Origin of the sequence: Neoaquamicrobium microcysteis, assembly GCF_008180155.1 — a bacterium.
Lineage (GTDB): Bacteria > Pseudomonadota > Alphaproteobacteria > Rhizobiales > Rhizobiaceae > Aerobium > Aerobium microcysteis.
On sequence record NZ_VSZS01000055.1, the window covers coordinates 128,176 to 154,972 of the forward strand.

Sequence of the window (26,797 nt, forward strand, 5' to 3'; positions counted from 1 at the left end):
GCAACCTACCGCACCATCCGCCATTGGCAATGCTGCAGCGGCGCAAAGCCGAGCGCCTTTGCGAGTGCCTGGTGACGCGATGGGATGAGCTGGGGAACGCGGATCGGCCTCTCGCCGGCGCTGGCCTCTATGGCGGTCAGCAGAGCCCGCGCCTTGCCCTTGCCACGCAGATGCGGCGCGACGTGGAGCAGGCGCAGATCGACGACGGCTTCCTTTGACAGGTCGACAAGCGCACACGCGCCGTCACCGTCATGCGCCACCTGCCAGGGCGCCGACAGACGCGCGAGGGTTTCCGGCTGCAATTGCCATGGCAGGTCGAGTTCACCCTCCGCTGCGATGCGCTCGGCAAAAGCTTCCGGTGTCGAGAACTGCAAGTCCCGACCGGCGGCAGATGATTGCGACGGCTTCTCGAAACCCATCAAGCGGTCTTTCCGCGTGAATCCGAAGCGCTCGTAAAGCTTCACCGCCGGTGTGTTGTGCTCGAAAACCTCAAGCTCCATCGTCCCGTCGCCATGCGCTGCGTTGGCGTTGACGATGCGCTGAAGCATGGCGGATGCCAAACCTTTGCCGCGAAACGATGGCGCGACGCCGAATGCAGCCAGACGCGCGGCTCGGCCACGGCGTGCGACAAGGCCTATCCCCGCGAGTTCGCCATCTACATAGCCGATGCCGCTTTGCGCCATTGAGAGGTCTTCCGCGGCGAAACGGGTCTCCATCTGCTGCGCGGTGAGACGGATGGGGATGACGTAGCCTTCGTAGCTGCGCCGGAACGCTTCGGCGATCGCGTCCCATGAGAAGGAGGTGAGCGGTCGCCAGTCGAAGGAGGGTGCGTTCATGGGTTGGCTCACGCCCGCACCGCCGGGCTCAGCCCTTGCGCTGGATCGTCTTGACGAGCGCCTTGTGTATCGCCTCGTTGCCGGCGACGATCGTGCCGTTCTCGAACATATGCGGCCCGCCCGTCCCATCGGAGCAGAAGCCGCCGGCCTCGCGCACCATCAGGATGCCTGCCGCAATGTCCCAGGGCGAAAGCCAGTTCTCCCAGAAGCCGTCCATGCGGCCGGCCGCAACATAGGCGAGGTCGAGAGCGGCCGAGCCGAGCCGGCGGATGCCTGCCGTCTCGCCCATGACGTTCTTCAACTCGATGAGCGCCATACCGTGATGGCCGCGGCCCAGATGCGGCACGCCGGTGCCGATCACCGCGTCGGAAAGCTTGGAACGCGCAGCCACGCGCAGGCGGCGGTCGTTCATGAAGGCGCCGCCACCGCGCTCGGCGGTGTAAAGCTCGTCCATCGCCGGGTTGTAGATGACGCCCGCGACGATCTGGCCCTGACGCTCAAGCGCGATCGAGATCGAGAAGATCGGGATGCCGTGCAGGAAGTTGGTAGTACCGTCCAGCGGATCGACGATCCAGCGATGCTGGGGATCGTCACCCTCCACCGCGCCTCGCTCTTCCATCAGGAAGGAATAGCCGGGCCGCGCCTTGGACAGCTCGGCGTAGATTATCTCTTCGGCCTTGCGGTCGGCCTGGCTGACATAGTCACCAGGGCCCTTGAGCGAGACCTGGAGGTTCTGGACCTCGCCGAAATCACGCGCCAGCGAGCGTCCCGCCTTCATGGCGGCCTGCACCATGACGTTGATGATCGCTGAACGCGCCATTCATAGTCTCCGAAGTTCGGGGTCAGCCGCTCAGGCGCGGCTGATGTAGGTGATCTCGTTGGTGTCGACGATGATCTTCTCGCCCGACGAGATGAAGGGCGGGACCATGACGCGGATGCCGTTTTCCAGTACGGCCGGCTTGTAGGACGACGCAGCCGTCTGGCCCTTAACGACCGGATCGGCCTCGGTGATGCTGAGCGTGACCTGATCGGGAAGCTTGATGCCGATCGGGCGTTCCTCGTGAAGTTCCACCGTGACCTTCATGCCGTCCTGGAGGAAGGCCGCACGCTCGCCGACGAAATCCTTGTCGAGCTCAAGCTGCTCGTAGCTTTCGTCGTCCATGAACACAAGCGCTTCGCCCTGCTCGTAGAGAAACGTGAAATCCTTCTGTTCGAGGCGCACGCGCTCCACCGTTTCGGCGGCGCGGAAGCGCTCGTTCAACTTGGTGCCGTTGATGAGGTTCTTGAGTTCGACCTGATTGTAGGCGCCGCCCTTTCCGGGCTTCACCGCGTTGGTCTTGACCGCCACCCAGAGGCCGCCATCGTGCTCGATGACGTTGCCGGGACGGATTTCGTTGCCGTTGATCTTAGCCATTGCCTGTTTCCGGAATTTTTCGCCGCCGCGCCGCGAGGGGCGCGTTCATCGGGGCCTCCAAGACCACAAAACGGCCGGAGAGGCAAGAGAGGCGCCCTACCGCCGGGTCACAGAATGGCGGCCCGGCGGTTGGCGAGTTCCAGCTCTTCCTCGGTCAGGCCCTGCAGCTGGTCTTCCATCACCTGGTCGATCAGGCCTGCGCGGCGGGCACGCAGGTACCATGCGGCGGCCGTCACGCGGTCGGGCTCGACCCCGACGCCGGCGCGATAGAGCAGGGCGACGCGGTTCTGTGCTGCGGGGTTGCCGGCGGCAGCCGCGCGCAGCAGCCAGGAAAAGCCCGCCTGCTGGTCACGATCGCCGCCCTTGCCCTCTACCAGCCATGCACCGAGGTCGATCTGCGCGGTATCGAAATTCTGGCTCGCCGCCTTCTCGAGCCAGCTGCGGGCCTCAGCGAGATCGACCTGCCTGCCGCCGATGCCCAACTCGTAGGCCTGCGCCATGGCGTATTGCGCATCGGCAAGGCCCGCGTGCGCTGCCTTTTCATAGTAGGAGATGGCCTTCTCCATGCCGGCAGCCGAGGGGTCGCGGCTGACGGTCATCTGCGCGAAGTTGAACTGTGCCATGCGGTTGCCGGCATCGGCCGCTTCCTGCATCAGCGTGTAGGCCCGTTCCTGGTCGCCCAGTTCCTCGCCACCGTCCAGCAGGATCATCGCAAGCTGGAACAGCGCTTCGGGGACCTTCTGCTCGGCCGCCTTCTCGTACCACTCCATCGCGGTCACCATGTCACGGCGCACACCGAAGCCGCGCGAGTAAAGTTCGGCGACGAGGGTCTGCGCAGCCGGATCGCCCTGAAGTGCCAGCGGCGTGGCGAGGTTCAGGGCAGTGATATAGAGGCCGCGCTGGTATGCGCCGTAGGCGAGGTCGGCCGGCCGTTCCGAGAAACGTTCCGGCGAGACGGAATCGGGCGCTGGCGTGGTGACGCGCCCGCCGTCAGGCCCGCTCGACTGTGAAAATGCCGGCACGGCCAGCAGCGTCGATGCAAGGACAAGGGCAGCGCGGCGCATCGATCAGCCCTCGAAGCGCGCGGCTTCGGCGTCGAGCAGGCCGTTTGCTTCGGCGACTGCCTTCGCCGGATCAAGGCCGTCGGCAAAAACCGCCTCCGACAGGGCGACGAACTCGACACCGGTGGCTGCGACGGGGATGACGCTCTGCATGTCGGAGCCGGCTGCCACGATGCACGGAATCTGAACCATCTCAGCCCACCACTGGCCCAGCTTGAGGTTGCGGGGGTGGGGCTCGGGCTTCATGTCGTAGCCGAAGCGGCCGAAGAAGATGTAGTCGGGCCGCGCCTCGCCGAGTTCCAGCGCGTCGTCGCGGGTGGTTGCGCCGCCGACGCCAATCATCAGCTTCGACTGGTGCTTGCCGATGACCTCCTCGAGAGCCGCCTTGTTACCGTCTACGTGCAGCCCGTCCGCATGGGCGCGCATCGCTATGCGCGGATCGCCGGCAATCACCACGGCCACGCCGTTGTGCTGCGCTTCCGGCACGACCGCTTCCGCGTCGCGCTGGAAGGTGTCGTCATCCATCTCCCATGCAGGCAGGATGAGCGAGGCGACATCTCCTCCCGCCAGCGCCGAAAGCAGCCGCTTCGGCTCGATGCGCGGCGGAGCGATGAGGACGATGCGGCAGCGATTGGGCGCTTCGGTCGGGTTCATTTTGTTCCTGCAGGCTGGGGCCTACATGGCCGCCGATGATGGTTGGAATGCGGCATAAACCAAGCCGGCCCGCTTGAACAGCGGGCGGCTCATGCCGCTCTCCCCAGCATGAACACCAGATGCGCCTCGATCTCCTCGCGCAACGCGTCGCGGTCGCCGCCCATTGGCATCACGAGATAGAGATCGACGAGCGTGCCAAGGACGTTGCTCATCAGGCGCAGGCGCAGCGGATCGACGGCGGTGGCGGGCATGAGATGCTGAAAAAAGGGGGCGATCAGCTCGATGATGATCCTGTCCTGGTTGGCAGGCTGGTCCACTGCGATCGGTCGCAGGCTGCGCATGGCGGCAAGCAGACCTGCATGCGCTGGAATGGCCTCGGCCGCGGTGAGATAGATGGCGAGCAGGTGGCGCGCTGCCTTCTCGACCGCGGCATCCTCCGGCAGTTCCTCAAGCGCATCGTGGCAGATGCCGATAACGCGGCCGACCGTCTCGTCGTAGGCAGCAAGAAGCATGGCTTCGCGATCTGCGAAATAGCGGTAGATGGTGCCGACGGCGACATCCGTCTCGCTCGCAACGCGGGTTGTGGTGACGGCCGCTATCCCTTCCTCGGCCACGATCTTTTCAACGGCGGCCAGCAGTGCGGCCCGGGTGGCGATGGCGCGCCGCTGCTGCGGCTCGACGGTATTCACGGCGGCATTCGCCTTCATATCTGAAATGCTTTCATCTTTATTGACACCGGTTGGTGGCGGGCGCATCGTAGCAGGCAAACGGGAGGATTTGCCATGCAACGTGTCGAACGAGGTCTTGTCGCGGCCGTTGCGCTGCTCTGGTCTTCGGTATCGGCGCTTGCCGCCGACCATCGAGTCGAGCCGGGAGAGGATGCGAACGAGCGGCTTATGGAGGCGCTGATCCTGGCCGAACCGGGCGATACGGTCACCATCTCAGCCGGCCGCTATGACCTGACCGAGGGCCTCTCGCTGGACGTGGACGACGTGACGGTGCGCGGCGAGGGAGCCGGGCGCACTGTCCTTTCTTTCGCGGGACAGACCGGCTCCGGCGAAGGGTTCCTTGTGACGTCGGACCGCGTCGTCATGGAAGATTTCGCTGTCGAGGACACCAGGGGCGACGGCATCAAATCCAAAGGGTCGGACCAGATCACGTTCCGCAGGCTGCGGGTGGAATGGACAGGCGGCCCAAAGGCTGAGAACGGCGCTTACGGGGTCTATCCGGTATCCTCGAAAAACGTGCTAATCGAGGACGTGACGGTTCGCGGCGCATCGGATGCCGGCATCTATGTAGGCCAGAGCGAGGACATCATCGTCCGCAACTCAGTTGCCGAGTACAACGTCGCTGGTATCGAGATCGAGAACTCGTATCGCGCCGATGTATACGGCAACGTCGCCCGGCACAACACCGGCGGCATTCTCATTTTCGACCTGCCCAACCTGCCGGTGCAGGGCGGGCATGACATCCGCGTCTTCGACAACGACATCACGGACAACGACACGCCGAACTTCGCGCCTGAAGGCAACATCGTCGGCATCGTGCCCAAGGGCATGGGTGTGATGGTGATGGCCAACCGCAACGTGCATGTCTTCAACAACCGGTTCGACCGCAACGGCACGACGCATGTGCTGATAAACGCCTATCCGAACGAGTATGAGGACGACCAGTACATGTTCGTTCCGCGCGGCGTATACGTGCACGGCAACACCTATGGCGAAGGCGGGTGGGAGCCAGACGGCGAGGTCGGCAAGATCATCTCCGACATTTCAGGAACGCCGGTGCCGGACATCGTATGGGACGGCGTGACGCGCATACCGGAGTATTTCTCGTGGGTCGCTTCCGGCGACCGCATCTATATCGACGAGGCCGACGGCACGACCTTCGCAAATCTCAAGATGATCTCGCAAATGCTTCTGCCGTGGGGCTGGTGGCCGGATACCGACATTACAGGTTACAAGGGGTCGCTGCCGGAGCCCGCCCAGGTGAAACTGCCGCAGGACGAAGGCGTGTGATCCGCAAGGTTCCATGGCTGATCGCCGGAACGGTCGCTTTTTTTGCTACGACCGTGCCGGTTTTCGCCGTTTCAGACGAGGCCATCCTGGCGAAGCGGCCGCCGGCGCTGCTTTCGGAGTTCGGGTTTTTCGAGGATGCGCGCGCGCAGAACCCCTCCGACCGCGTAATGCCCTTTGCCCCGCGCACCGCGCTGTTTTCGGACGGCGCGCAGAAAGACCGCTTCGTCTATGTCCCGCTGGGCACGGCCGCAACGTATGTGGCCGACGAGGCTTTCGAGTTCCCTACCGGTTCCGCGCTCATCAAGAGCTTTTCCTTCCCCGCGGATCGGCGCGATCCCGAGGCGAATGTGAGGCTGATCGAGACGCGTGTGATGCTGAAGCACGAGGATGGCTGGCACGCCTGGGCCTATCTGTGGAACGACGAGCAGACGGACGCCGAGCTGAAGATCGCCGGTGCGCGGGTTGAGATAGACACCATCGACGAGGCAGGAACGGCGCTGTCCTTCACCTACTCCGTTCCCAACAAGAACCAGTGCAAGGCGTGCCACGCGCTGGGCGGCGAAATCGTCCCTTTGGGTCCGAAGGCGCGCAACCTCAATTTCGAGCACGAATATCACGACGGTGGAGCGAGCCAGCTCGAACGCTGGCGCGAGGCGGGCATCCTGAAGGGGCTGCCCGATGATCTGGCCTCACTGGACACCGTTCCGGACTGGCGCGACGAGGATGCGCAGCTGGATGCCCGGGCGCGGACATGGCTGGACGTTAACTGCGCGCACTGCCATCGACGCGAGGGGCCGGCCAGCAATTCCGGCCTGTACCTGACCTGGCAGGAGCCATCCGGCCCCGCACTGGGCATCAACAAGCGGCCCGTGGCGGCCGGGCGGGGCTCGGGTGGCCGGCTGTTCGACATCAAGCCTGGCGATCCGGAAGGCTCGATCCTCAACTATCGCGTCGAGAGCACCGAGCCCGGCATCATGATGCCGGAGCTGGGCCGCGCGCTGGAGGACCACGCGGCGGCGGAATTGCTGCGAAAGTGGGTAGCTAGCCTCCGATGAGGTAGCTTGCCGTCTAACGGCCACAATCGGCTAGCATCGGGAGCGGCCGAAATAGTGTCGCAAACAGGCATGTCGCCTTGCCGTCAGCGGTTTACCAAGCGCACAGCATTTCGTAACGGATACTAATATATTGTGATACCAACAGTGTTTCGCCTCGTGGCAAATCTTGCCCGGGCGAAAGTTGAGTGGGGAATCAAGAGCGAACATGACCAGACGGTATTTCGGAACGGACGGTATTCGGGGCCGCGCCAACAGGCTGCCCATGACCGCCGAGGTCGCAATGCGCGTGGGCATGGCCGTGGGCATGTCCTTCCAGCGCGGCAACCATCGTCACCGCGTGGTGCTGGGCAAGGATACGCGCCTTTCGGGCTACATGATCGAGAACGCCATGGTTGCGGGCTTCTGCGCGGCCGGCATGGATGTCTTCCTGCTCGGTCCCATTCCCACGCCGGGAGTGGCCATGCTGGTTCGTTCGCTGCGCGCCGACATCGGCGTAATGATCTCGGCCTCGCACAACCCCTATTACGATAACGGCATCAAGCTGTTCGGTCCGGACGGCTACAAGCTGTCCGACGAGATCGAGGCTCGCATCGAGCAACTGCTCGATCGTGACGTCGATATCGCGCTTGCCGATGCCGAGGCGCTGGGCCGCGCCAAGCGCGTGGACGGCGTGCACGACCGCTACATCGAATTCGCCAAGCGCACGCTGCCGCGTTCGATGTCTCTTTCGGGCCTGCGCATAGTGGTCGATTGCGCAAACGGCGCCGGCTACAAGGTCGCGCCCGCCGCGCTTTGGGAACTCGGCGCGGAGGTCATCGCGATCAACGACGAGCCGAACGGCCTCAACATCAACGAGGATTGCGGCTCGACCCATCCGCTCGGCCTTGCCAAAAAGGTGCACGAGGTGCGCGCCGACATCGGCATCGCGCTCGACGGCGACGCCGACCGCGTGGTGATCGTGGATGAGACTGGCGCGATCGTCGACGGCGACCAGCTCATGGCTCTGATCGCCGAATCGTGGCACCGCAGCGGCCGCCTCTCAGGTGGCGGCCTGGTTGCCACCATCATGTCCAATCTCGGCCTCGAGCGTTTCATGGGCGATATCGGCCTGTCGCTTCACCGCACCAAGGTGGGCGACCGCTACGTTGTGGAACACATGCGGGCGCACGGCTTCAACGTCGGCGGCGAGCAGTCGGGCCACGTCGTTCTGTCGGACTTCTCCACCACCGGCGACGGCCTCGTGTCGGCGCTGCAGGTTCTGGCCTGCATCAAGCGTGCAGACAGGCCCGTCAGCGAGGTATGCCGCAAGTTCGAGCCGGTGCCGCAGGTGCTGAAGAACGTGCGCTTCGCGGGATCCGCGCCGCTGGAGCACAAGACCGTCAAGGAGGCCATCGCTGAAGCGCAGGCGCGGCTGGGCGAAAAGGGAAGGCTCGTCATCCGCCCGTCGGGCACGGAGCCGCTTATCCGCGTGATGGCCGAAGCCGACGACCGCTCGTTGGTCGAGCAGGTGGTCGATGACATCATCGGCGTGATCTCGGAGCAAAAGAGCGCTGCCTGACATCCCAGTGACAGCACAGTATTCGAGGGCCCGCGAAAGCGGGCCTTTGTGATTCTGCGAACGACTATTGCGCCGAACGTGGTTAATTCGCAGGGTTAAGCAGCACTTAACCTTTACCAAGCATTATCCGTGCCGAGTTCAATCGATGCCGGGTGTGCTGTGCGCTCCCGGATTCTCCGGAGGGCGGGTCCCATGCAGAAATTCCTGATGCCACTCGCGGCGGGAGCCGCTTTGCTTGTCGCGGCGGCGATGCCCGCTGCGGCCGCGGACCTCTACGAGCCGCCGATCATCGAATACGAGCCGGAGCCGATCCCGTCTTTCGGCGGCTGGTATCTGCGCGGCCACATCGGCATGTCCAACCAGCGCGTCGACAGCCTCTACAACGTGCTGTTCGACAATTTCGGTCCCGACAACGAGTTCACCATCGTCGACAAGAATTTCGAAGCCGGCCCCACCTTCGGTATCGGCGCGGGCTATCAGGTGAGCAGACACCTGCGTGTGGACGGCATCGTCGAATATCGCGGCGAGACGGGCTTCCACGGCCTCGACACCTGGATCGACGATGCAGGCAACAACCGCTTCAACAACTACACCGGCAAGAAGTCGGAATGGCTGCTCATGGCCAACGCCTATGCCGACCTGGGCGATTTCCATGGCTTCGTGCCGTATGTCGGCGCCGGTATCGGTGCCAGCCGGGTGACGATCCACTCCTTCCGCGACGCGGGCATCGATCCCTCGGGCGCGCCGACGCTGGCCTATGCCGATGCGGCTTCCAAGTGGAACCTCGCCTGGGCGCTCCATGCAGGTGTCGGCTTCAAGGCTACCGACCGCATGACGATCGACCTTGGCTACAGCTTCCTGCACCTTGGTGACGGCCGCACCGGCGACATCATTACCTATGACGGCCAGAACGACATCGACAATCCGATGCACTTCCGCGACATCACCTCGCACGACTTCAAGCTTGGCGTTCGCTACGCGCTCAACTAGCCCGTCGCACCGAAAAGAAATGATTGAAGAAGCCCGGCAATGCCGGGCTTCTTCGCATCTGAGTCCTGCGTCAAGCCGATTGTGCTAACCGATTGTTATCCTTAACCGGGGCTTAACCAAGATGGTTAAGAATGGCTCCTGAAGACAAGTGCGGCTGGGGTGCCGCGTCTCCCGGAGTGGATTTTCATGAGCAACAAGTTCCGCCTGCTTGCCGCCTGCGCGGCCCTTGCGACGCCAGCCGCGCTGCCTGCGGTGGCCGCCGACTACGACCCGCCGATCTTCATCGAGGAAGCGCCCGAATGGGTGCCGGTCGAGATCGGCTCGGGCTGGTACCTGCGCGGCGATGTCAGCTACGACCTCGGCAGCCGGGTCTACGATTTCGAGCTGTTCGGCGAGGATGTCTCGCATCGCCGGTTCGGCGGCAGTGTCGGCGTCGGCTACCACTTCACCGACAATTTCCGCGCCGACGCGACGCTCGCCTATATAGGCGGCGACAAGTACTATTACGATGACGGGCTGGACCTGTTCAGTGCCCAGCACGAGGTGTGGAGCGGTCTCGTCAACGGCTATTTCGATATCGCGACCGTAATGGGCGTAACGCCCTATGTCGGCGCGGGCATCGGCGCGACCTACTCGAAGCACAACATACTCGTCGATTCGCCCACCCTGGGCGCCTTCGAGGATTGGTCCGACCGCCAGTACAACTTCGCCTACGCGCTGATGGCCGGCGCGAGCTACAAGGTATCGGAAAACGTCTCGATCGACATGGGCTACCAGTTCCTGCACACGCCGGGCATGCAGTATCTCAACACGGATACCTTCAGCGTCGAGGAAGGCGTCAAGCATCACCAGATCAGGGTTGGCCTGCGCTACGATCTCTGGTAGGCAGGCGGCATCTCAGGCAACGCGGCGGGCTTCGGCCCGCCGTTTTTCTTTTGCGGCCGGTGTTGTCAGTTTGCCCCTTGCACTTTTAAGCGCGCAGGCGTAATGCCCGCAGCGGGCCACCTCTCCCCAACGAGAGGCGTGCTATCTGAAAGGGTAGAAACAGATGACGACTATCTCCAGGCCGGACGTGCGTCCGGCGAACCCCAATTTTTCTTCAGGTCCCTGTGCCAAGCGTCCCGGCTGGTCGCTTGAAGCGCTTTGCGATGCCCCGCTCGGTCGTTCGCACCGCGCCAAGGTCGGCAAGGCCAAGCTCGAACGGGCCATCAACCTTACCCGCGAAATTCTTCAGGTTCCCGCCGACTGGCGCATCGGCATCGTGCCGGCGTCCGACACCGGCGCTGTCGAGATGGCGCTGTGGTCGCTGCTGGGCGAGCGCGGCGTCGACATGGTCGCGTGGGAATCCTTCGGCTCCGGCTGGGTTACCGACGTGGTCAAGCAGCTGAAGCTGCCAGACGTGCGCAGGATCGAGGCCGAATACGGCACGCTTCCGGATCTGGATCAGCTCGATTTCGACCGCGACGTGGTCTTCACCTGGAACGGCACCACCTCCGGCGTGCGTGTGCCAAACGGCGACTTTATTCCAGCCGACCGCAAGGGCCTGACGATCTGCGATGCGACGTCGGCCGCATTCGCGCAGCGCCTGCCGTTCGAAAAGCTCGATGTCGTTACCTTCTCCTGGCAGAAGGTGCTGGGCGGCGAGGCTGCACACGGCATGTTGATCCTCTCGCCGCGTGCGGTCGAGCGGCTTGAGACTTACAGACCGGCATGGCCGCTGCCGAAGATTTTCCGCCTGACCTCGGGCGGGAAGCTGATCGAAGGCATCTTCAAGGGCGAGACGATCAACACGCCTTCCATGCTGTGCGTCGAGGATTACATCGACGCGCTCGAATGGGCGCAGTCGGTAGGCGGGCTCGAAGGGCTGATCGGTCGGGCCGACGCCAACTTCGCCGCCATTGACGCGTTCGTCGAAAAGAGCGGATGGCTCGGCCATCTGGCGGTCGAGCCGGCGACCCGATCCAACACCTCCGTGTGCCTGTCGATCATCGATCCCGACATAACGGCGCTGGACGCCGAAGCGCAGGCGGCATTCGCCAAGGGGCTGGCATCAGCTCTCGAGAAGGAAGGCGTCGCCTACGACATCGGCGCCTATCGCGACGCACCCCCCGGCCTGCGCATCTGGGCCGGAGCGACGGTCGAGACTTCCGATCTGGAACGGCTGATGCCCTGGCTCGACTGGGCGTTCGCCAGTCAGAAAGCCGCGCTCAAGGCTGCGGCCTGATTTCACGTTCGGGCCGCCTGCGAGGCGGCCCTTCCTCGCATCCCAGAAAAGACATGACGAAGGAGGCCACAATGGCGCCCCGCGTACTCGTATCCGACAAGCTTTCTCCCACCGCCGTGCAGATTTTCAAGGATCGCGGCGTTGAAGTCGACTACCTGCCCGACCTCGGCAAGGACAAGGAAAAGCTGCTCGAAGTCATCGGCCAGTATGATGGCCTCGCCATCCGCTCGGCCACCAAAGTCACCGAGAAGCTGATCGCAGCCGCGACCAACCTCAAGGTCGTCGGCCGTGCCGGTATCGGCGTCGACAATGTCGACATCCCCGCCGCCTCGCGTCGCGGCATCATTGTGATGAACACGCCCTTCGGCAACTCGATCACGACGGCCGAGCACGCCATTGCGTTGATGTTCGCGGTCGCGCGCCAGCTTCCCGAGGCGAATGCCTCGACCCACGCCGGCAAGTGGGAGAAGAACCGCTTCATGGGTGTCGAGATCACCGGCAAGACGCTGGGTGTGATCGGCTGCGGCAATATCGGGTCGATCGTGGCCATGCGTGGCGTCGGTCTGAAGATGCACGTGATCGCCTATGACCCGTTCCTATCGGAAAATCGCGCGCAGGAGTTGGGTGTCGAGAAGGTGGAACTGGACGAAATCTTCACCCGTTCCGACTTCATCACGCTCCACACGCCGATGACCGACCGCACCCGCGGCATCATCAACAAGGAGGCGTTTTCGAAGATGAAGGACGGCGTGCGCATCATCAATTGCGCGCGCGGCGGCCTGATCGTCGAGGCCGACCTGATCGAGGCGCTGAAGAGCGGCAAGGTGGCGGGTGCCGGCATCGACGTGTTCGAGGTGGAGCCTGCGACCGACAGCCCGCTGTTCGGCATGGAGAACGTGGTGGCGACCCCGCATCTGGGCGCATCGACCTCCGAGGCGCAGGAAAACGTCGCGCTGCAGGTGGCCGAGCAGATGGCGGACTATCTGATGAAGGGCGCGGTCTCCAACGCGATCAACATGCCGTCGATCACGGCGGAGGAAGCACCCCGGCTCAAGCCGTTCATAAAGCTGGCCGAGGTGCTGGGCGCGTTCGTGGGCCAGGTGACGGAAGAGCCGATCCAGGAAGTCGAAATCCTTTTCGACGGCGCGACGGCCGAGATGAATACGCGTGCGCTCATCAGTGCCGCGCTTGCCGGACTGATCCGTCCGCAGGTGGCCGACGTCAACATGGTGTCCGCCCCAATCATGGCCAAGGAGCGTGGGGTGATCCTGTCGGAGGTCAAGCGGGACAAGTCCGGCGTGTTCGACGGCTACATCAAGCTCAAGGTCAAAACGGCGAACCGCACGCGCTCGATCGCCGGCACGTGCTTCTCCGACGGCAAGCCACGCTTCATCCAGATAAAAGGCATCAACCTCGATGCCGAGGTGGGCGAGCACATGCTCTACACGACCAATGCCGACGTGCCGGGCATCATCGGTTTGCTGGGCACCATTTGCGGCTCGAAGGGCGTCAACATCGCCAACTTCCAGCTCGGCCGCAACCGGCCGGGCGGCGACGCGATCGCGCTGCTCTATCTCGATGCGCCGTTCCCGCAGGACGTGCTTGCCGAACTGCGCGCCGACCCGAAGATCGACTCGGCCAAGCCGCTGCATTTCGACGTGGCAGCCTAGGAACCAACCTGCCTCCCAGGCCTTATCCGGGACGCCCGCGCCAATGCGCCGGCGTTCCGGTTCGTATGGGGGCACAGTGTCGGTTCAAGCAACAGCATCGTCGCCGCTTCGCGTCGCGATCGTCGGCGGCGGCCCGCGCGGGCTCTCCGCACTGGAGGTGCTGGCGCGCCATGCGGGATGCCGGTCGGTCAACGTTACCCTGTTTGAGCGCACCGACGAGATCGGCTGCGGGCCGAACTATGCGCCCGGCCAGAGCGACCTCAACCTTCTGAACATTCCTGTCCGTGCCATCGACCTGCCCCCGCCGCCGCAGGGAGCCTCTTTCGAGGACTGGCTGGCGGCGCAGCGCAGTGCGCCGGGCGAGGACGGTTATCCGCCGCGCGCGATGCTGGGCGCATACCTCCACGCACGCCTGCAAACACTTCTTGAAAGCAAACGCGATGGCCTGACGGTGGAGATCGTGGCGCAGGAGGTCGTCCATTGCCGCCGCGCGCAGAGCGGCTGGCTGCTGTGGACGCGCGACATGCACGACAAGGGGCCTTTCGACGAAGTGCTGCTGTGCGCGGGGCACCAGCCGGTTGAGGACAGCCAAATCGAGCGCTGGCGCGACCATGCGCGAAAGAGCGACGCTGTGCTCGCGCCTGCCTACCCAGCCGATGGGCTGCTGGAAGCTGCCGATTGGTCCGGACGGACGGTCGCGATACGCGGTTTCGGCCTTGCGATGATCGATACGACGCGGATGCTCACGGAAGGGCTCGGCGGGCGTTTCGAAACCGATCGTGAAGGCGGCCTCGTCTACCGCGCCAGCGGCCGCGAACCGGCGCGGCTAGTGCCGTTCTCGCTCAACGGAATGCCGCCCGCGCCCAAGCCGGCCACGGGCGCGATCGACAGCGCCTTTGCCGTCACGGACGCGCAGCAGGCGGAATTTCGCGAGGCGGTGGCGGCCGCGATCGATGCCGGCGATGGCAGTCTGGAGCCGATCTTCCGCGTGCTTGGCGAGATCGCAGGCCCAAAGCTCGACAAGGATGGCAGCGACAGGGTGCACGACTGGCTTTGCGAGGGCGCTGAAGACGACCCTGATGTGCCGGACGACCAGCACCCGGCCGAGGCGATGAGGCTGTATCTTGCGATGGCGCACGGCGAGGCCGCGCTGTCCGTGGGATATGCGACCGGGCAGGTCTGGCGGCATCTCCAGAACGATCTGCGCAAGGCCTACAATCCGGCGGAAAAGTCGGCCGCGACGGCCGGCGCGCTGATCGCGTTCGACGACGGCATGAAGCGGTTTTCCTATGGACCGCCGGCCGAAGCCACCGCGCGGCTTCTGGCGCTGATAGATGCTGGGACGCTGACGCTGCGCCGCGTGGACGATCCCGACATCGAACTCGTCGGGAGTGGCTGGCGGATCGCGGAGAATGGTGGGGCCGATATCGCCACGGCGATGGTCGATTCCGTGCTTGCCGGTCCGGACCTCGCAAACGTTTCCTCGCCGCTTGTCTCCGGTCTTCGCGATGACGGATATCTGGTGCCGCTGGACGAAAAGCTCGGCGCGAGAACATCCGCCGGCGGGCAGGTGGTCGATGCCGACGGCCGGCCCGTCGACGGGCTTTCGCTGTTGGGCAGGCTCGCAAACGGCTCGGTGATCGCTACTGATTCGGTGCACGACTGTTTCGGCGCGGCGGTGGAGCGCTGGGCCGCGCGAGTGCTCTGCGGTTGAGCTTATTGCGCTGCCGCCCGCTTGCGGCCGCTATGCTCGGCAAGCCAGATGCCGCCCAGCACCATCGCCAGCGCGACGGCGTGGTAAAGGTGGAAATCCTCGCCCAGTATCACGATGGACAGCAGTGTGCCGAAGATCGGCACGAGGTTGATGAACAGGCTCGCGCGGTTGGCGCCGATCAGCTCGACGCCGCGGATGTAGAAAGCCTGCGCCGCTATGGAGGGCAGGATCGCGGTATAGGCGACGATGACCCAGCCGCGCATGTCGGGCCAGATCGCCCTGTCGGTTGCGATTTCCCACGCCGCAAAGGGCAGGGACGATACCAGCGCCGCTGCGCTCAGCGCCAGCATCACGCTCTTCCAGTGGATCGCGGGCTTGTAGCGCAGCGCCACCGTGTAGCCGGCATAGAGAAGGATGGCGGCCAGCATGAGCGCATCGCCGAAGTTGACGTCGAGCTGGGCAAGGCGCGTCAGGTCGCCATGCGCGGCTGTGAGTGCGACGCCGACCACCGAGATGGTGAAGCCGACGATCTGCCCGAGCGAGACGCCCATGCGGTAGAGCAGGAAATTGGCCAGGAAGATGAACATCGGCATGCCGGCCTGCTCGATCGACACGTTGATAGCCGTCGTGAAGGTCAGCGCGGAATAGAGCGCTGCGTTGAACAGCGTGAAACCGGCGGTGCCCAGCGCGAACAGGAAAAGCAGGTTGGGCCTGACGACCGGCCAGTCGCGGCGCAGTTGCGGCAGGCCGATCGCCACCATGATCGCAAGCGCCATCGCCCAGCGTAGCGTCGTCAGCAGCATCGGGGTGATGTGGCCGACCGCCAGCTTGCCGGCAATGGCGTTGCCGCCCCAGAACAGGGTGGTCAGCAGGAGAAGCACATAGGCGTTGCGGAACATGGATGCGGCCGGAGGCGAGAGGGACGTCTGGCGCGCGTACCCCTCGTATCCGTGGGCGTCAATGAGCCAGCGGCAACAATCGTCGGTCGTGCGGACCGGGCATGCGTTTGCGGGGTCGCGCATTGGAACACTTGACGCTATAGAGGCCTGTCATTTTGCCCGGCCGCCCGCCGGGCGCAGCGAGAAGGGAAGTTTCCATGGCCAATGTGGTGGTCGTCGGTTCGCAGTGGGGCGACGAAGGCAAGGGCAAGATCGTCGACTGGCTGTCGCAGCGCGCCGACGTGGTCGTGCGCTTCCAGGGCGGGCACAATGCCGGCCACACGCTGGTGGTGGACGGCAAGGTCTACAAGCTGTCTCTGCTTCCCTCCGGCGTGGTGCGTCCCGGCAAGCTTTCGGTCATCGGCAACGGTGTCGTGTTCGACCCGCACGCCTTTGTGGCCGAAATGTCGCGAATCAGGGAGCTGGGCGTGGATATCGGCCCGGACCGCCTGAAAATAGCCGAAAACACCGCGCTTATCCTGTCCCTTCACAGGGAGCTCGACGGCTTCCGCGAGGACGCCGCGTCAAATTCGGGCACGAAGATCGGTACCACGCGGCGCGGCATCGGCCCGGCATACGAGGACAAGGTCGGGCGCAGGGCAATCAGGGTCATGGATCTGGCTGACATGGAAACCTTGCCGGCGAAGGTCGACCGGTTGCTCACGCACCACAACGCGCTGCGGCGTGGGCTGGGCCATGGCGAGGTTGCGCACGAGACGATCATGCAGGAGCTGACCTCGGTGGCCGACCAGATCCTGCCCTACATGGACCGGGTGTGGAAGATACTCGACGATGCGCGCCGCGCGGGCGAGCGCATCCTGTTCGAAGGCGCGCAGGGTACGCTTCTGGACATCGACCACGGAACCTACCCGTTCGTGACCTCGTCGAACACCATCGCCGGGCAGGCGGCGACCGGCTCGGGCGTCGGCCCTGGCGCCATCGGCTACGTGCTGGGCATCACCAAGGCCTACACCACTCGCGTGGGCGAAGGCCCGTTCCCCACCGAGCAGGACAACGAGGTCGGCGAGTTCCTCGGCACGCGCGGCCATGAGTTCGGCACCGTAACGGGGCGCAAGCGCCGCTGCGGCTGGTTCGACGCCGTGCTGGTGCGGCAGGCGGTTGCTGTCAACGGCATCGACGGCATCGCGCTTACCAAGCTGGACGTGCTGGATGGGCTGGACGAGATCAAGGTGTGCACCGGCTATCGCCTCGACGGGGAGACGATCGACTATCTGCCGGCTAGTCAGGGCGCTCAGGCGCGCGTCGAGCCGATCTACGAGACGCTCGAAGGCTGGAAGGGCACGACCGCCGGCGCGAGGAGCTGGAACGACCTGCCCGCGCAGGCGGTGAAATATGTGCGCTATATCGAGGAACTGATCGGCGCGCCGGTGGCGCTTTTGTCGACCAGCCCCGAGCGCGAGGACACGATACTTGTTACGGACCCGTTTCAAGACTAGGTTCGGCAACCTTTCCGAAGCGGCTGATTTGGTCCTCCCGCCGCTCCGGAGCCATGCGAGGACAGGTTAGATAATGGCGGATTTCGTAGCGGTTCTGAGAAAGACGATCGGCGCGCTCGGCGACAACACGCCCGAGATGCGTGAGAAAGTCTATGACAAGGCCCGCACCACCATCGACGCCAAGCTGGCCGCCATAAACCCGGCGCCGCCGCAGGCCGTGATCGACCGGCAGAAGAAGGCGCTGGAAGACGCGATCGCTGTCGTGCGCGCCGACTACGCGGAAGCAGAGGCGGAGGAGGACGATGGTCTCGAGGATGCGTTCGCAGCGCTGGAATCCGTTGCCACCACGCCCCCGTCGCCTCCCGTTGCGCCCGCTCCCGTTGCGCCGAAGCCGGATTTGACGAACCCGGCGGGGCAAACGGAGGAGGCAACCTCGCCTGCTCCCATCCCTGTGCGCGCGGCGGACGATGCTCCGCGTCAGGCGGCGGCTTCGCGGGCCTTCGACCCCGCCCGTGACGATGTCGAACCCGAGGAACGGCAGGACGCGCCGGCAGCAGATGCCGTGGTCGCAGACCGCCGCGAGCGTAGGGAACCGGCAAGGAAGACGGGTACGAACCGTCGCTTCGGGCTGATTGCAGCGCTCGTCGCGCTGCTGGTCGTCGCCGGCGGCGGCTATGCGCTTTGGATGAACAGGGGCGACCTGTCTGCGCCTGTGGCTCTCGATACCACTCCGCCGGCTTCCGAAACGGCTGCAGACGGCGCCACCGAGCCGTCCGGGGAAGTGGCCGAAACCGAGCCTCCCGCCGAGGAACCGGCGGCGCAGGAAGAGGAAGTGGCAGCGCTGCCGCCTCCTGCCGAAGAAGGCGCCGAGCAGGCCGCCCCGACGGATGCCGAGAAATTCACGCAGCGGTTGATGCCCGACGGCACCGAAGTCGACGAAGGCCCGGCGGGCGGGGAGCGAAGCGTAGGCGAGGGCACGTCGGTAGCCGCCGTCGCCCAGCCGGGCGAAGCCCAGACCGATGCACAGCCGGGCGGCGAGGAAGCCGCCGAGGCCGGGCAGGAAGGTGCCGACCCGACCACGCCCGGCGTGGCGGTGGGGCAGCGCGCGATCTTCTACGAGGAGCGCACCAGCGCTGCGCAGGGCTCGGCCGAGATGGGCTCCATCGTCTGGTCGACGGTGCAGGAATCACCCGGCGGCGACCTGCCCCCGGAACCGGCGATCCGTGCTGAGGCGACCATCCCCGGCAAGGACGTGCAGCTTCGCATGACGATCCGTCGCAACGGCGACGATACGCTGCCGGCCAGCCACATCATTGAAATGATCTTCCTGACGCCGGACGGCTTTTCGGGCGGTGCGATTTCCAACGTCTCGCGCATCTCCTTCAAGGAGACCGAGCAGGCGGCGGGCAACCCGCTCATCGGCATTCCGGCAAAGATCGCCGATGGCTTTTTCCTGATCGCGCTGGGCGACGCGCCGGCCGAGATCGAAGCCAACATGACCCTGCTACGCCGCCAGAGCTGGGTGGATATCCCGATCGTCTACCAGTCGGGCCGCCGCGCGCTGCTTTCGATGGAAAAGGGTATCCCCGGCGACCGGGTCTTCCAGGAAGTCATGCAGGCCTGGGACGCGGCAACGAGCGGATAAGAAAAAGCCGTCGCGTCCTGCGACGCGACGGCTTCGATTTCAAACAGTTCTTTAAATTCAGTGCGCCGGTTCGGCGTCGATGGTGCGCAGCGACTGTGCCTGGCGACGGGCGGCCGCCTTCACCGCATCCTGAACCTTCTCGAATGCGCGCACCTCGATCTGGCGCACACGCTCGCGGCTGATGTCGAACTCGGCCGAAAGCTCTTCCAGCGTCATCGGTTCGTCCGAGAGGCGACGCGCCTCGAAGATGCGGCGCTCGCGCTCGTTGAGCACCGATATGGCATCCGAGAGCATTCCCCGGCGGTTCTCCAGTTCGTCCTGCTCGATGAGCATGGCTTCCTGGCTCTCGTGGTCGTCCACGAGCCAATCCTGCCATTCGCCGGATTCGCCTTCCGAGGCACGGATCGGCGCGTTCAGCGATGCGTCGCCGGAGAGGCGGCGGTTCATCGAAACGACCTCCTCCTCCGACACGTTGAGGCGGGTCGCGATCTCCGCGATCTGGTCGGGCTTCAGGTCGCCGTCGTCGAGGGCCTGAATCTTGCCCTTCACCTTGCGCAGGTTGAAGAACAGGCGCTTCTGGTTCGCGGTGGTGCCCATCTTCACGAGGCTCCACGAGCGCAGAATGTATTCCTGGATAGCGGCCTTGATCCACCACATGGCATAGGTGGCGAGGCGGAAACCGCGCTCGGGCTCGAACTTCTTCACCGCCTGCATCAGGCCGACATTGCCCTCGGAAATCACTTCGCCGATGGGCAGGCCGTAGCCGCGATAGCCCATGGCGATCTTCGCCACGAGACGCAGATGGCTTGTTACGAGCTTGTGTGCAGCGCCGGTATCTTCATGCTCATGATAGCGCTTGGCGAGCATGTACTCTTCCTGCGGCTGGAGCATGGGAAAACGTCTGATTTCCTCGAGATAGCGCGAAAGGCCGCCTTCTCCGGAAACGATGCTGGGTAGTGACTGGGCCATAAATGCGCCCTCCCTCTCTTGAGCGTGTCATGCCCCCGGTATCGGCGGGCAAGCGGAGAGGCCGCGCCCCGGGCGCACCTCACCGTGGGTGTTATATAGGTACGTTTGCGGCGATTGCACGGCACGTAACGAGCCGAAACACTTTGTCACGCCAAAGTGAACAATCGCACTCAGCTTTTGCTGTCGTGACCCCAACGACGGAAGCCCGTCACGAGTTCCGCGAAATCGTCGGGATAAGGCGCCTCGAAGCGCATCAACTCGCCCGTGCGGGGATGCCTGAACGCCAGCAGGCGGGCGTGCAGCGCCTGCCGCGGAAAACCACGCACCAGCGACGCCAGCGGGTCGCCGAGCTTGTTCGCCTTGGTGAAGAAGGCTCGGCCATATTCCTGGTCGCCGACCAGCGGGTGGCCGATATGCGCCATGTGGACACGTATCTGGTGGGTGCGGCCCGTCTCCAGCCGGCACTCGACAAGTGAGGCCATGGCCGTGGCGTCGGGCCGTTCGCCGAAGCGTTCAAGGATCGTGAAGTGCGTGACAGCATGGCGGGCATCGGCCGCCGTTTCACGCACCACCGCTTGTCTCGTCCTGTCGGTGCCGGACCGGCCGAGATAGGCATCGACCGAGCCCGACACGCGCGCCGGCGTGCCCCACACAAGCGCATCGTAGGCGCGTTCGAGATCGCCGGTACGGCCATGGTCGGCAAAGGCTTCCGAGAGTGCCCGGTGGGTGCGGTCGTTCTTGGCGACCACGAGAACGCCGCTGGTGTCCTTGTCGAGGCGGTGGACGATGCCCGGCCGCCTGACGCCGCCGATGCCCGACAACGTGTCTCCGCAGTGATGAATGAGCGCGTTGACCAGCGTGCCCGTCCAGTTGCCCGCGCCGGGATGGACGACGAGGCCGGCCGGCTTGTTGATGACGATGAGGTCGGCGTCCTCGAAGAGGATATCGAGCGCGATATCCTCGCCTTCTGGGGCGGCCGGTTCGGGCTCGGGCAGGGTGATGGTAACGACATCCCCGGCGGCAAGCTTGCGCTTGGTCTCGCCTGCCGGCGCGCCGTTGACGCTGACCGCACCCTCGCGGATGAGCGCCTGGATGCGGCTGCGCGACAGGTCCGGGCCGACCTTGCCCGCCAGCCACTGATCGAGGCGGCTGCCTGCGGCCTCGTCGTCGGCTGCGAACTCTTTCAATGCGGCGTCGGCTTCGTTATCAGGGTCGCTCATCGATCAATCGGACCGGACATTTCATGACGCATCACGACGAAGAGGAAGAAAAACCGCTCGACCCGGCGGTGGAAAGGGTCAGGCGCAAGCTTGTCCGCTTCGTCGCGATCAATCTGGGGATATTGTTCCTGGCCCTTATGGCTGTGGTGGTGGCGCTTGTCTACCGCGCGACGCGGGTGGGCGATACGCCGCCGGTGGCCGTGAGTGACCTGCCCCTGCCTGCCGAGGGCGAGATGCTGACGGGCGAGATCGTGTTGCCGGCCGGCGCGCGCATCGCCAGCCAGGCGCTCTCTGGCAGCGTGCTCAGCCTGCAGGTGGAACTTGCCGGCGGCGAACGCGCGATCATGCTCTACGACACCGCGCAGGGGCGGATGATCGGGCGCTTTTCCGTGCAGGAAGAACAGTGACCGACAGTCCAGCACCCCGGATTGGCCGGCTGGCCACAGTCTCCATCGTCGTTCGCGACTATGATGAGGCCGTCGCCTGGTATCGCGACAGGCTGGGCTTTCGCCTCGTGGAAGATCTCGACCTCGGCGGCGGCAAGCGCTGGGTGGTGATGGCGCCGGCTGGTGAGGATGGCGCGCAAATCCTGTTAGCCCGCGCTTCGGGCGAGCGGCAGGAAGCGCGCATCGGCGACCAGACCGGCGGGCGCGTCGGCTTCTTCCTCGAGACCGACGATTTCGAGCGCGACCACGCGCGCATGGTTGCCTTGGGGGTGACCTTTCACGAAGAACCCCGCCTCGAAGCCTACGGCACGGTCGCCGTGTTCGCCGACCTGTACGGCAATCTCTTCGACCTGATACAGCCCCGCCGCGACTAGGGGGACCTCGGCCCAGCGCTAGGAAAAAGCTGTCGTCACGGTTGCAATCACCGAAATTCCCCTCTATATCGCCGGTTCTGGCAAGCGCCCATCGTCTAGCGGTCAGGACGGCGCCCTCTCACGGCGCAAACAGGGGTTCGATTCCCCTTGGGCGTACCAGCAATTCCTCCACAAGCCCAATCTCCTTCACAAACCCATCGTTGGGCTCGATTTGCGTCGCCTCGCGTGCAACCTCTTGCGCGTCGAGCACAATCGCTCATTCTTTGGTCGGAAATTGAACATTCGCCTTGATTGAAGAACAGATGTTCAATATTGATGATGGAAAGCGGCTGCGAAGCCGTTCGGAGGAACATGTCATGAGCATTAACGTCGCCCCCACCGGGCTTGCCCGCGACCTGCAGGAACGCGCCAAGTCCGGCAAGCCGATCCGCATCGGCCTCATCGGCTCCGGCGAGATGGGGACCGACATCGTCACCCGCGTCGCGCATATGCAGGGGATCGAGATCGGGGCGATCTGCGAGCTGAACCTGCCCAATGCAGTCAAGGCGGTCGATGTGGCCTTTCAGGAAAAGGGCCACGCCCGCGAGGCGTCCAATGCCGCCGCAGTCACGCAAGCGATGGAAGCCGGCAAGATCGCGGTGACCGGGGATGCCGAACTCGTCTACGGCAACGACCTGATCGACGTCGTCATCGACGCGACAGGCGTTCCGGCCGTGGGCGCCGAGATCGGCCTCCACGCGATGGAACACGGCAAGCATCTGGTGATGATGAACGTCGAGGCCGACGTCACCATCGGCGCTTACCTCAAGAGCGAGGCGGACCGGCTGGGCGTCGTCTATTCGCTTGGCGCCGGCGACGAGCCTTCGTCGTGCATGGAGCTGATCGAGTTCGTTTCGGCCATGGGCCATCCGATCGTGGCCGCAGGCAAGGGCAAGAACAACCCGCTCAACATCGACGCGACCCCGCCGGAATATGAGGAAGAAGCCGCCCGCCGGCACATGAACGTGCGCATGCTGGTGGAGTTCGTGGACGGCTCCAAGACCATGGTGGAGATGGCGGCGATCGCCAATGCGACCGGGCTGGTGCCCGACAGGCCCGGCATGCACGGTCCTGCCGCGACGCTGGGCGAGCTTTCGAAGGTGCTGGTGCCGGAAAAGGACGGCGGCGTGCTCTCCAGGGTCGGCGTGGTGGACTACTCCATAGGCAAGGGTGTCGCACCCGGTGTCTTCGTGGTCGCCGACATGTCGCATCCACGCATCAGCGAGCGCATGGAAGACCTGAAAATGGGCAAGGGTCCCTACTTCACCTTCCATCGCCCGTATCACCTGACTTCCCTGGAAGTGCCGCTGACCTGCGCCCGCGCCGTCCTTTACGGCAAGGCCGACATGGTGCCGCTGGCAACGCCCGTGGCGGAGGTCTGCGCCGTGGCCAAGAAGGATTTGAAGCCCGGCGACAAGCTCGATGCCATCGGCGAGTACTGCTATCGCGCGTGGATCATGACCGCTCCTGAAGCGCACACGGCGCGCGCCATCCCGTGCGGGATGCTGCAGGGCGGCTCGGTCACCGCCCCGATCGCCAAGGGCGAACTCATCACCTACGCAAACGCCGCGACGGCTCCGGGCTCGAAGCTCGCCGAGCTTCGCGCGCGTCAGGACAGACTGGTTTACGGCGAGGCTTGAACATGGGCGCTGCGCGCAAACGAACGGCAAGCGGTGATGCGCTGGCAAACCTGCCTTTCGCATTCCGGCAATACGACGCTGCCACGCTGCGCGATGTGCTGCGCAAGATGTATCTGATCCGCCGCTTCGAGGAAGGGGCGGAGGATTCCTATACGCGTGGGCTGATCCACGGCACGATGCACCTGTCCATCGGGCAGGAGGCGAGCGCCATGGGCATCTGCATGCCGCTGCAGCCGGCTGACCAGATCACGTCGACCCATCGCGGCCACGGCCATTGCATCGCCAAGGGCGCGGATGTGAAGCGCATGTTCGCCGAGTTCTTCGGCAAGACGACGGGCTACTGCAAGGGGCGCGGCGGTTCCATGCACATCGCCGACGTGGCGGGCGGCAATCTGGGCGCCAACGGCATCGTCGGCGGTGGCATTCCCATCGCCGTCGGGGCCGCCCTGTCGGCCAAGAAGATGAAGACCGGCAAGGTGGTCGTCTCCTTCTTCGGCGACGGAGCCAACAACGAGGGCGCGTTCCACGAGGCGCTCAACATGGCTTCCGTCTGGAAGCTGCCGGTTATCTTCGTGTGCGAGAACAACGGCTACGGCATGTCGACCTCGACCGAGCGGTCTACTGCGGTGAAGAACATCGCCGACCGCGCGGTCGCCTATTCGATGCCTGGCGTGATCGTGGACGGCAACAATTTCAGCGAGGTTGCGGAAGCCTCGCATGCCGCCGTCGAGCGCGCGCGCGCCGGCGAGGGGCCGACGCTGATCGAATCCAAGACCTACCGCTATCGCGGCCATTCCAAGAGCGATCGCAACCGTTATCGCACCAAGGAAGAGATCGACGACTGGATGACCAATCGCGATCCCATTCTCGCCTTCGAGACCGAGCTCAAGGAGTTCGGCATCATCGACGACGCGGGCATCGAGGCGATCCGCGAGGATGTGAAACGCGAGATCGAGGAAGGCATCGAGTTCGCCAAGGTGAGCCCTTCGCCGGATGTGCGCGACGTGGCCCAGTTCGTATATACCGAGGAGCCCGCCTGATGGACGCGACGCCGCGTGAACTGAGCTATGCGCAGGCCATCCAGGAGGCGATGGCGCTTGCCATGGAAGCCGACGAGCGTGTCTTCCTTATGGGCGAGGATATCGGTGTCTATGGCGGTGCGTTTCAGGTGACGGGCGATCTGGTCGAGCGCTTCGGTGCCGACCGCGTGATGGACACGCCGATTTCCGAACTTGGCGGCGCGGGCGTGGCGGTGGGTGCTGCCATGACCGGCATGCGGCCGATCTTCGAGTTCCAGTTTTCCGATTTCGCGACGCTGGCGATGGAGCAGATCGTCAACCAGGCGGCCAAGATGCGCTACATGCTGGGCGGCGAGGTGTCGGTGCCTGTCGTGATGCGCTTTCCCGCAGGCTCCGGCACGGGCGCGGCCGCACAGCACAGCCAGAGCCTCGAAGCGTGGCTCGGCCACGTGCCGGGACTGAAGGTCATCCAGCCCGCGACCCCGCATGACGCCAAGGGCATGCTGCTTGCTGCCATCGAAGACCCCGATCCGGTGATGATCTTCGAGCACAAGCTGCTCTACAAGATGAAGGGCCCGGTGCCCGAAGGCCACTACACTGTGCCGATCGGCAAGGCCGAGGTGCGGCGCGAAGGGCGCGACGTAACCGTGGTGGCGACCTCGATCATGGTGCACAAGGCGTTGGATGCCGCCGAGACGCTCGCCGGCGAGGGTATCGACGTCGAGGTGATCGATCTCAAGACGGTGCGGCCCCTCGACCGTCAGACCATCATCGAAAGCGTGCGCAAGACCTCGCGTCTCGTCAGCGTGCATGAGTCGGTCAAGACGCTCGGCATCGGTGCCGAGATCAGCGCCACCATCGCCGAGAGCGACGCCTTCGATTATCTGGACGCGCCGATCGTGCGGCTGGGCGGGGCCGAAACCCCTATTCCCTACAATCCCGAACTCGAGAAGGCGGTGGTGCCGCAGGTGCCCGATATCGTTGCGGCTATCCGCGACCTCGTCTCGGGAAGGCGCTGAACCGTGCCGGTCGAGGTCATCCTTCCAAAAGTCGATATGGACATGACGACGGGCCAGATCTCGCGCTGGTATGTCCAGGAAGGCGCAACCGTCAAACAGGGCGACGTGCTTTTCGAGATCGAAACCGACAAGGCCGCGATGGAAATCGACGCGCCGGCAAGCGGCATCTTGCGCAACATCACCGGACAGCCGGGAGTGGACATACCGGTCGGCGAGGCCGTCGCGTGGATTTATGCCGAGGGTGAAAAGCACGAGGCAAAGGCGGGAGCCCAGCCCGTGCAGGCACCCGAGGCCGCGCAACCGACGCAAGCTTCCGCATCCGTATCGTCCTCCCAGGACAGGCCCGCGCTGACAGCGCCTGCTGCTTCGGAAACGCCCGAGCCGGCAGGCGCCGTCCGCGCAACCCCTCTCGCCCGTCGCTTGGCACGTGGCGCCGGCATCGACATTTCCGCCGTTTCCGGTTCGGGGCCGAAGGGCAGGGTGGTGAAGGTCGATGTAGACGCGGCGATTGCCGGGAGCGGCAAGGCAGCACCTGCGTCGAAGGCTGCCGATGCCGCGGCGGCTCCGGCAGCAGGCGCGCCTGCACCGAAGCCGATGTCCGACGATGCGGTGCTCAAGCTGTTCGAGGAGGGCTCCTACGAGCTCATCCCGCACGACAGCATGCGCAAGACCATCGCGCGCAGGCTGGTGGAAGCCAAGAGCACCATCCCGCATTTCTACCTCACCCTCGACTGCGAGATCGACGCGCTTCTGGCGCTGCGCAAGCAGCTGAATGACGCAGCCCCCACCCTCAAGGGCGAGAAGGGCGAAGAGCCGGCCTACAAGCTGTCGGTCAAC

The 26,797-nt window shown here is 64.7% G+C and carries 25 protein-coding genes and 1 tRNA gene; 17 read left to right on the top strand and 9 right to left on the bottom strand.

Annotation, left to right across the window (positions count from 1 at the left end; translation table 11 throughout):
* Positions 1–5 precede the first annotated feature (5 nt).
* The 6 genes from FY036_RS04625 to FY036_RS04650 form a co-directional block, all read right to left on the bottom strand.
* A complete protein-coding gene (locus FY036_RS04625; protein WP_161601090.1) occupies positions 6–836 on the bottom strand; it encodes a GNAT family N-acetyltransferase in 831 nt (276 codons plus the stop codon).
* 28 nt (positions 837–864) lie between these two features.
* Complete coding sequence (locus tag FY036_RS04630) at positions 865–1,656, bottom strand: inositol monophosphatase family protein (protein WP_148913535.1); 792 nt, start codon at positions 1,654–1,656, stop codon at positions 865–867.
* Between the two features lie 30 nt (positions 1,657–1,686).
* On the bottom strand, positions 1,687–2,250 hold the full coding sequence (efp, locus tag FY036_RS04635; RefSeq protein ID WP_148913536.1) for an elongation factor P: 564 nt from the start codon (positions 2,248–2,250) through the stop codon (positions 1,687–1,689).
* 107 nt (positions 2,251–2,357) lie between these two features.
* On the bottom strand, positions 2,358–3,314 hold the full coding sequence (locus FY036_RS04640) for a tetratricopeptide repeat protein (protein ID WP_148913537.1): 957 nt from the start codon (positions 3,312–3,314) through the stop codon (positions 2,358–2,360).
* A gap of 3 nt (positions 3,315–3,317) precedes the next feature.
* Positions 3,318–3,965, bottom strand: a complete 648-nt coding sequence (locus FY036_RS04645; RefSeq protein WP_148913538.1) for a thiamine phosphate synthase — start codon at positions 3,963–3,965, stop codon at positions 3,318–3,320.
* Between the two features lie 89 nt (positions 3,966–4,054).
* Entirely contained in the window at positions 4,055–4,672 is a 618-nt protein-coding gene (locus tag FY036_RS04650) for a TetR/AcrR family transcriptional regulator (protein WP_161601091.1), read from the bottom strand.
* A 75-nt stretch (positions 4,673–4,747) separates the two neighbouring features.
* Here FY036_RS04650 and FY036_RS04655 point away from each other — a divergent pair, with 75 nt between their 5' ends.
* From FY036_RS04655 to FY036_RS04690, 8 genes are all read left to right on the top strand, one after another.
* On the top strand, positions 4,748–5,983 hold the full coding sequence (locus tag FY036_RS04655) for a parallel beta-helix domain-containing protein (RefSeq protein ID WP_148913540.1): 1,236 nt from the start codon (positions 4,748–4,750) through the stop codon (positions 5,981–5,983).
* Complete coding sequence (locus FY036_RS04660; protein WP_161601092.1) at positions 5,980–7,038, top strand: SO2930 family diheme c-type cytochrome; 1,059 nt, start codon at positions 5,980–5,982, stop codon at positions 7,036–7,038. Before FY036_RS04655 ends, FY036_RS04660 begins: the two co-directional genes overlap by 4 nt.
* Before the next feature lie 205 nt (positions 7,039–7,243).
* Positions 7,244–8,596: a phosphoglucosamine mutase gene (glmM, locus tag FY036_RS04665; protein WP_148913542.1), complete on the top strand. Its 1,353-nt coding sequence runs from the start codon at positions 7,244–7,246 to the stop codon at positions 8,594–8,596.
* 192 nt (positions 8,597–8,788) lie between these two features.
* Positions 8,789–9,586, top strand: a complete 798-nt coding sequence (locus FY036_RS04670) for an outer membrane protein (RefSeq protein WP_148913543.1) — start codon at positions 8,789–8,791, stop codon at positions 9,584–9,586.
* 186 nt (positions 9,587–9,772) lie between these two features.
* Positions 9,773–10,471 (top strand): outer membrane protein, encoded by a 699-nt coding sequence (locus FY036_RS04675; RefSeq protein ID WP_235897519.1) that lies wholly within the window; start codon positions 9,773–9,775, stop codon positions 10,469–10,471.
* A gap of 163 nt (positions 10,472–10,634) precedes the next feature.
* Positions 10,635–11,810, top strand: coding sequence for a phosphoserine transaminase (locus FY036_RS04680; RefSeq protein ID WP_148913544.1), 1,176 nt, complete (start codon positions 10,635–10,637; stop codon positions 11,808–11,810).
* A gap of 71 nt (positions 11,811–11,881) precedes the next feature.
* Complete coding sequence (gene serA, locus FY036_RS04685) at positions 11,882–13,480, top strand: phosphoglycerate dehydrogenase (RefSeq protein WP_148913545.1); 1,599 nt, start codon at positions 11,882–11,884, stop codon at positions 13,478–13,480.
* Positions 13,481–13,556: 76 nt separating this feature from the next.
* Entirely contained in the window at positions 13,557–15,194 is a 1,638-nt protein-coding gene (locus FY036_RS04690) for an FAD/NAD(P)-binding protein (protein ID WP_161601093.1), read from the top strand.
* Positions 15,195–15,196: 2 nt separating this feature from the next.
* Here FY036_RS04690 and FY036_RS04695 read toward each other — a convergent pair whose 3' ends face one another.
* The gene (locus FY036_RS04695) at positions 15,197–16,093 is read right to left on the bottom strand and encodes a DMT family transporter (protein ID WP_148913568.1); all 897 of its coding nucleotides are present in this window, start codon (positions 16,091–16,093) and stop codon (positions 15,197–15,199) included.
* Between the two features lie 197 nt (positions 16,094–16,290).
* Here FY036_RS04695 and FY036_RS04700 point away from each other — a divergent pair, with 197 nt between their 5' ends.
* Positions 16,291–17,589 carry an adenylosuccinate synthase gene (locus FY036_RS04700; protein ID WP_148913547.1) on the top strand — a complete coding sequence of 433 codons (1,299 nt, stop codon included), beginning with the start codon at positions 16,291–16,293 and terminating at the stop codon, positions 17,587–17,589.
* Positions 17,590–17,662: 73 nt separating this feature from the next.
* On the top strand, positions 17,663–19,234 hold the full coding sequence (locus tag FY036_RS04705; protein ID WP_148913548.1) for a hypothetical protein: 1,572 nt from the start codon (positions 17,663–17,665) through the stop codon (positions 19,232–19,234).
* A 57-nt stretch (positions 19,235–19,291) separates the two neighbouring features.
* Here FY036_RS04705 and rpoH read toward each other — a convergent pair whose 3' ends face one another.
* On the bottom strand, positions 19,292–20,203 hold the full coding sequence (rpoH, locus tag FY036_RS04710; RefSeq protein ID WP_148913549.1) for an RNA polymerase sigma factor RpoH: 912 nt from the start codon (positions 20,201–20,203) through the stop codon (positions 19,292–19,294).
* Positions 20,204–20,373: 170 nt separating this feature from the next.
* The gene (locus tag FY036_RS04715; RefSeq protein ID WP_148913550.1) at positions 20,374–21,423 is read right to left on the bottom strand and encodes an RluA family pseudouridine synthase; all 1,050 of its coding nucleotides are present in this window, start codon (positions 21,421–21,423) and stop codon (positions 20,374–20,376) included.
* A 23-nt stretch (positions 21,424–21,446) separates the two neighbouring features.
* On the opposite strand from FY036_RS04715, the gene FY036_RS04720 reads away from it, so the two are divergent.
* The 7 genes from FY036_RS04720 to FY036_RS04750 all read left to right on the top strand — a co-directional run.
* Positions 21,447–21,830, top strand: coding sequence for a fimbrial protein (locus FY036_RS04720; RefSeq protein ID WP_148913551.1), 384 nt, complete (start codon positions 21,447–21,449; stop codon positions 21,828–21,830).
* Positions 21,827–22,243, top strand: coding sequence for a VOC family protein (locus tag FY036_RS04725; RefSeq protein ID WP_148913552.1), 417 nt, complete (start codon positions 21,827–21,829; stop codon positions 22,241–22,243). The genes FY036_RS04720 and FY036_RS04725 overlap by 4 nt, the downstream gene beginning before the upstream one ends.
* A gap of 84 nt (positions 22,244–22,327) precedes the next feature.
* A tRNA-Glu gene (locus FY036_RS04730) sits at positions 22,328–22,402 on the top strand.
* Positions 22,403–22,599: 197 nt separating this feature from the next.
* Positions 22,600–23,922 carry an NAD(P)H-dependent oxidoreductase gene (locus FY036_RS04735; protein WP_148913553.1) on the top strand — a complete coding sequence of 441 codons (1,323 nt, stop codon included), beginning with the start codon at positions 22,600–22,602 and terminating at the stop codon, positions 23,920–23,922.
* A 2-nt stretch (positions 23,923–23,924) separates the two neighbouring features.
* Positions 23,925–24,962, top strand: a complete 1,038-nt coding sequence (locus FY036_RS04740) for a thiamine pyrophosphate-dependent dehydrogenase E1 component subunit alpha (RefSeq protein ID WP_148913554.1) — start codon at positions 23,925–23,927, stop codon at positions 24,960–24,962.
* Positions 24,962–25,960, top strand: a complete 999-nt coding sequence (locus FY036_RS04745; protein WP_148913555.1) for an alpha-ketoacid dehydrogenase subunit beta — start codon at positions 24,962–24,964, stop codon at positions 25,958–25,960. Before FY036_RS04740 ends, FY036_RS04745 begins: the two co-directional genes overlap by 1 nt.
* A 3-nt stretch (positions 25,961–25,963) precedes the next feature.
* A partial coding sequence (locus FY036_RS04750; protein WP_148913556.1) for a biotin/lipoyl-containing protein occupies positions 25,964–26,797 on the top strand: 834 nt, incomplete at its 3' end.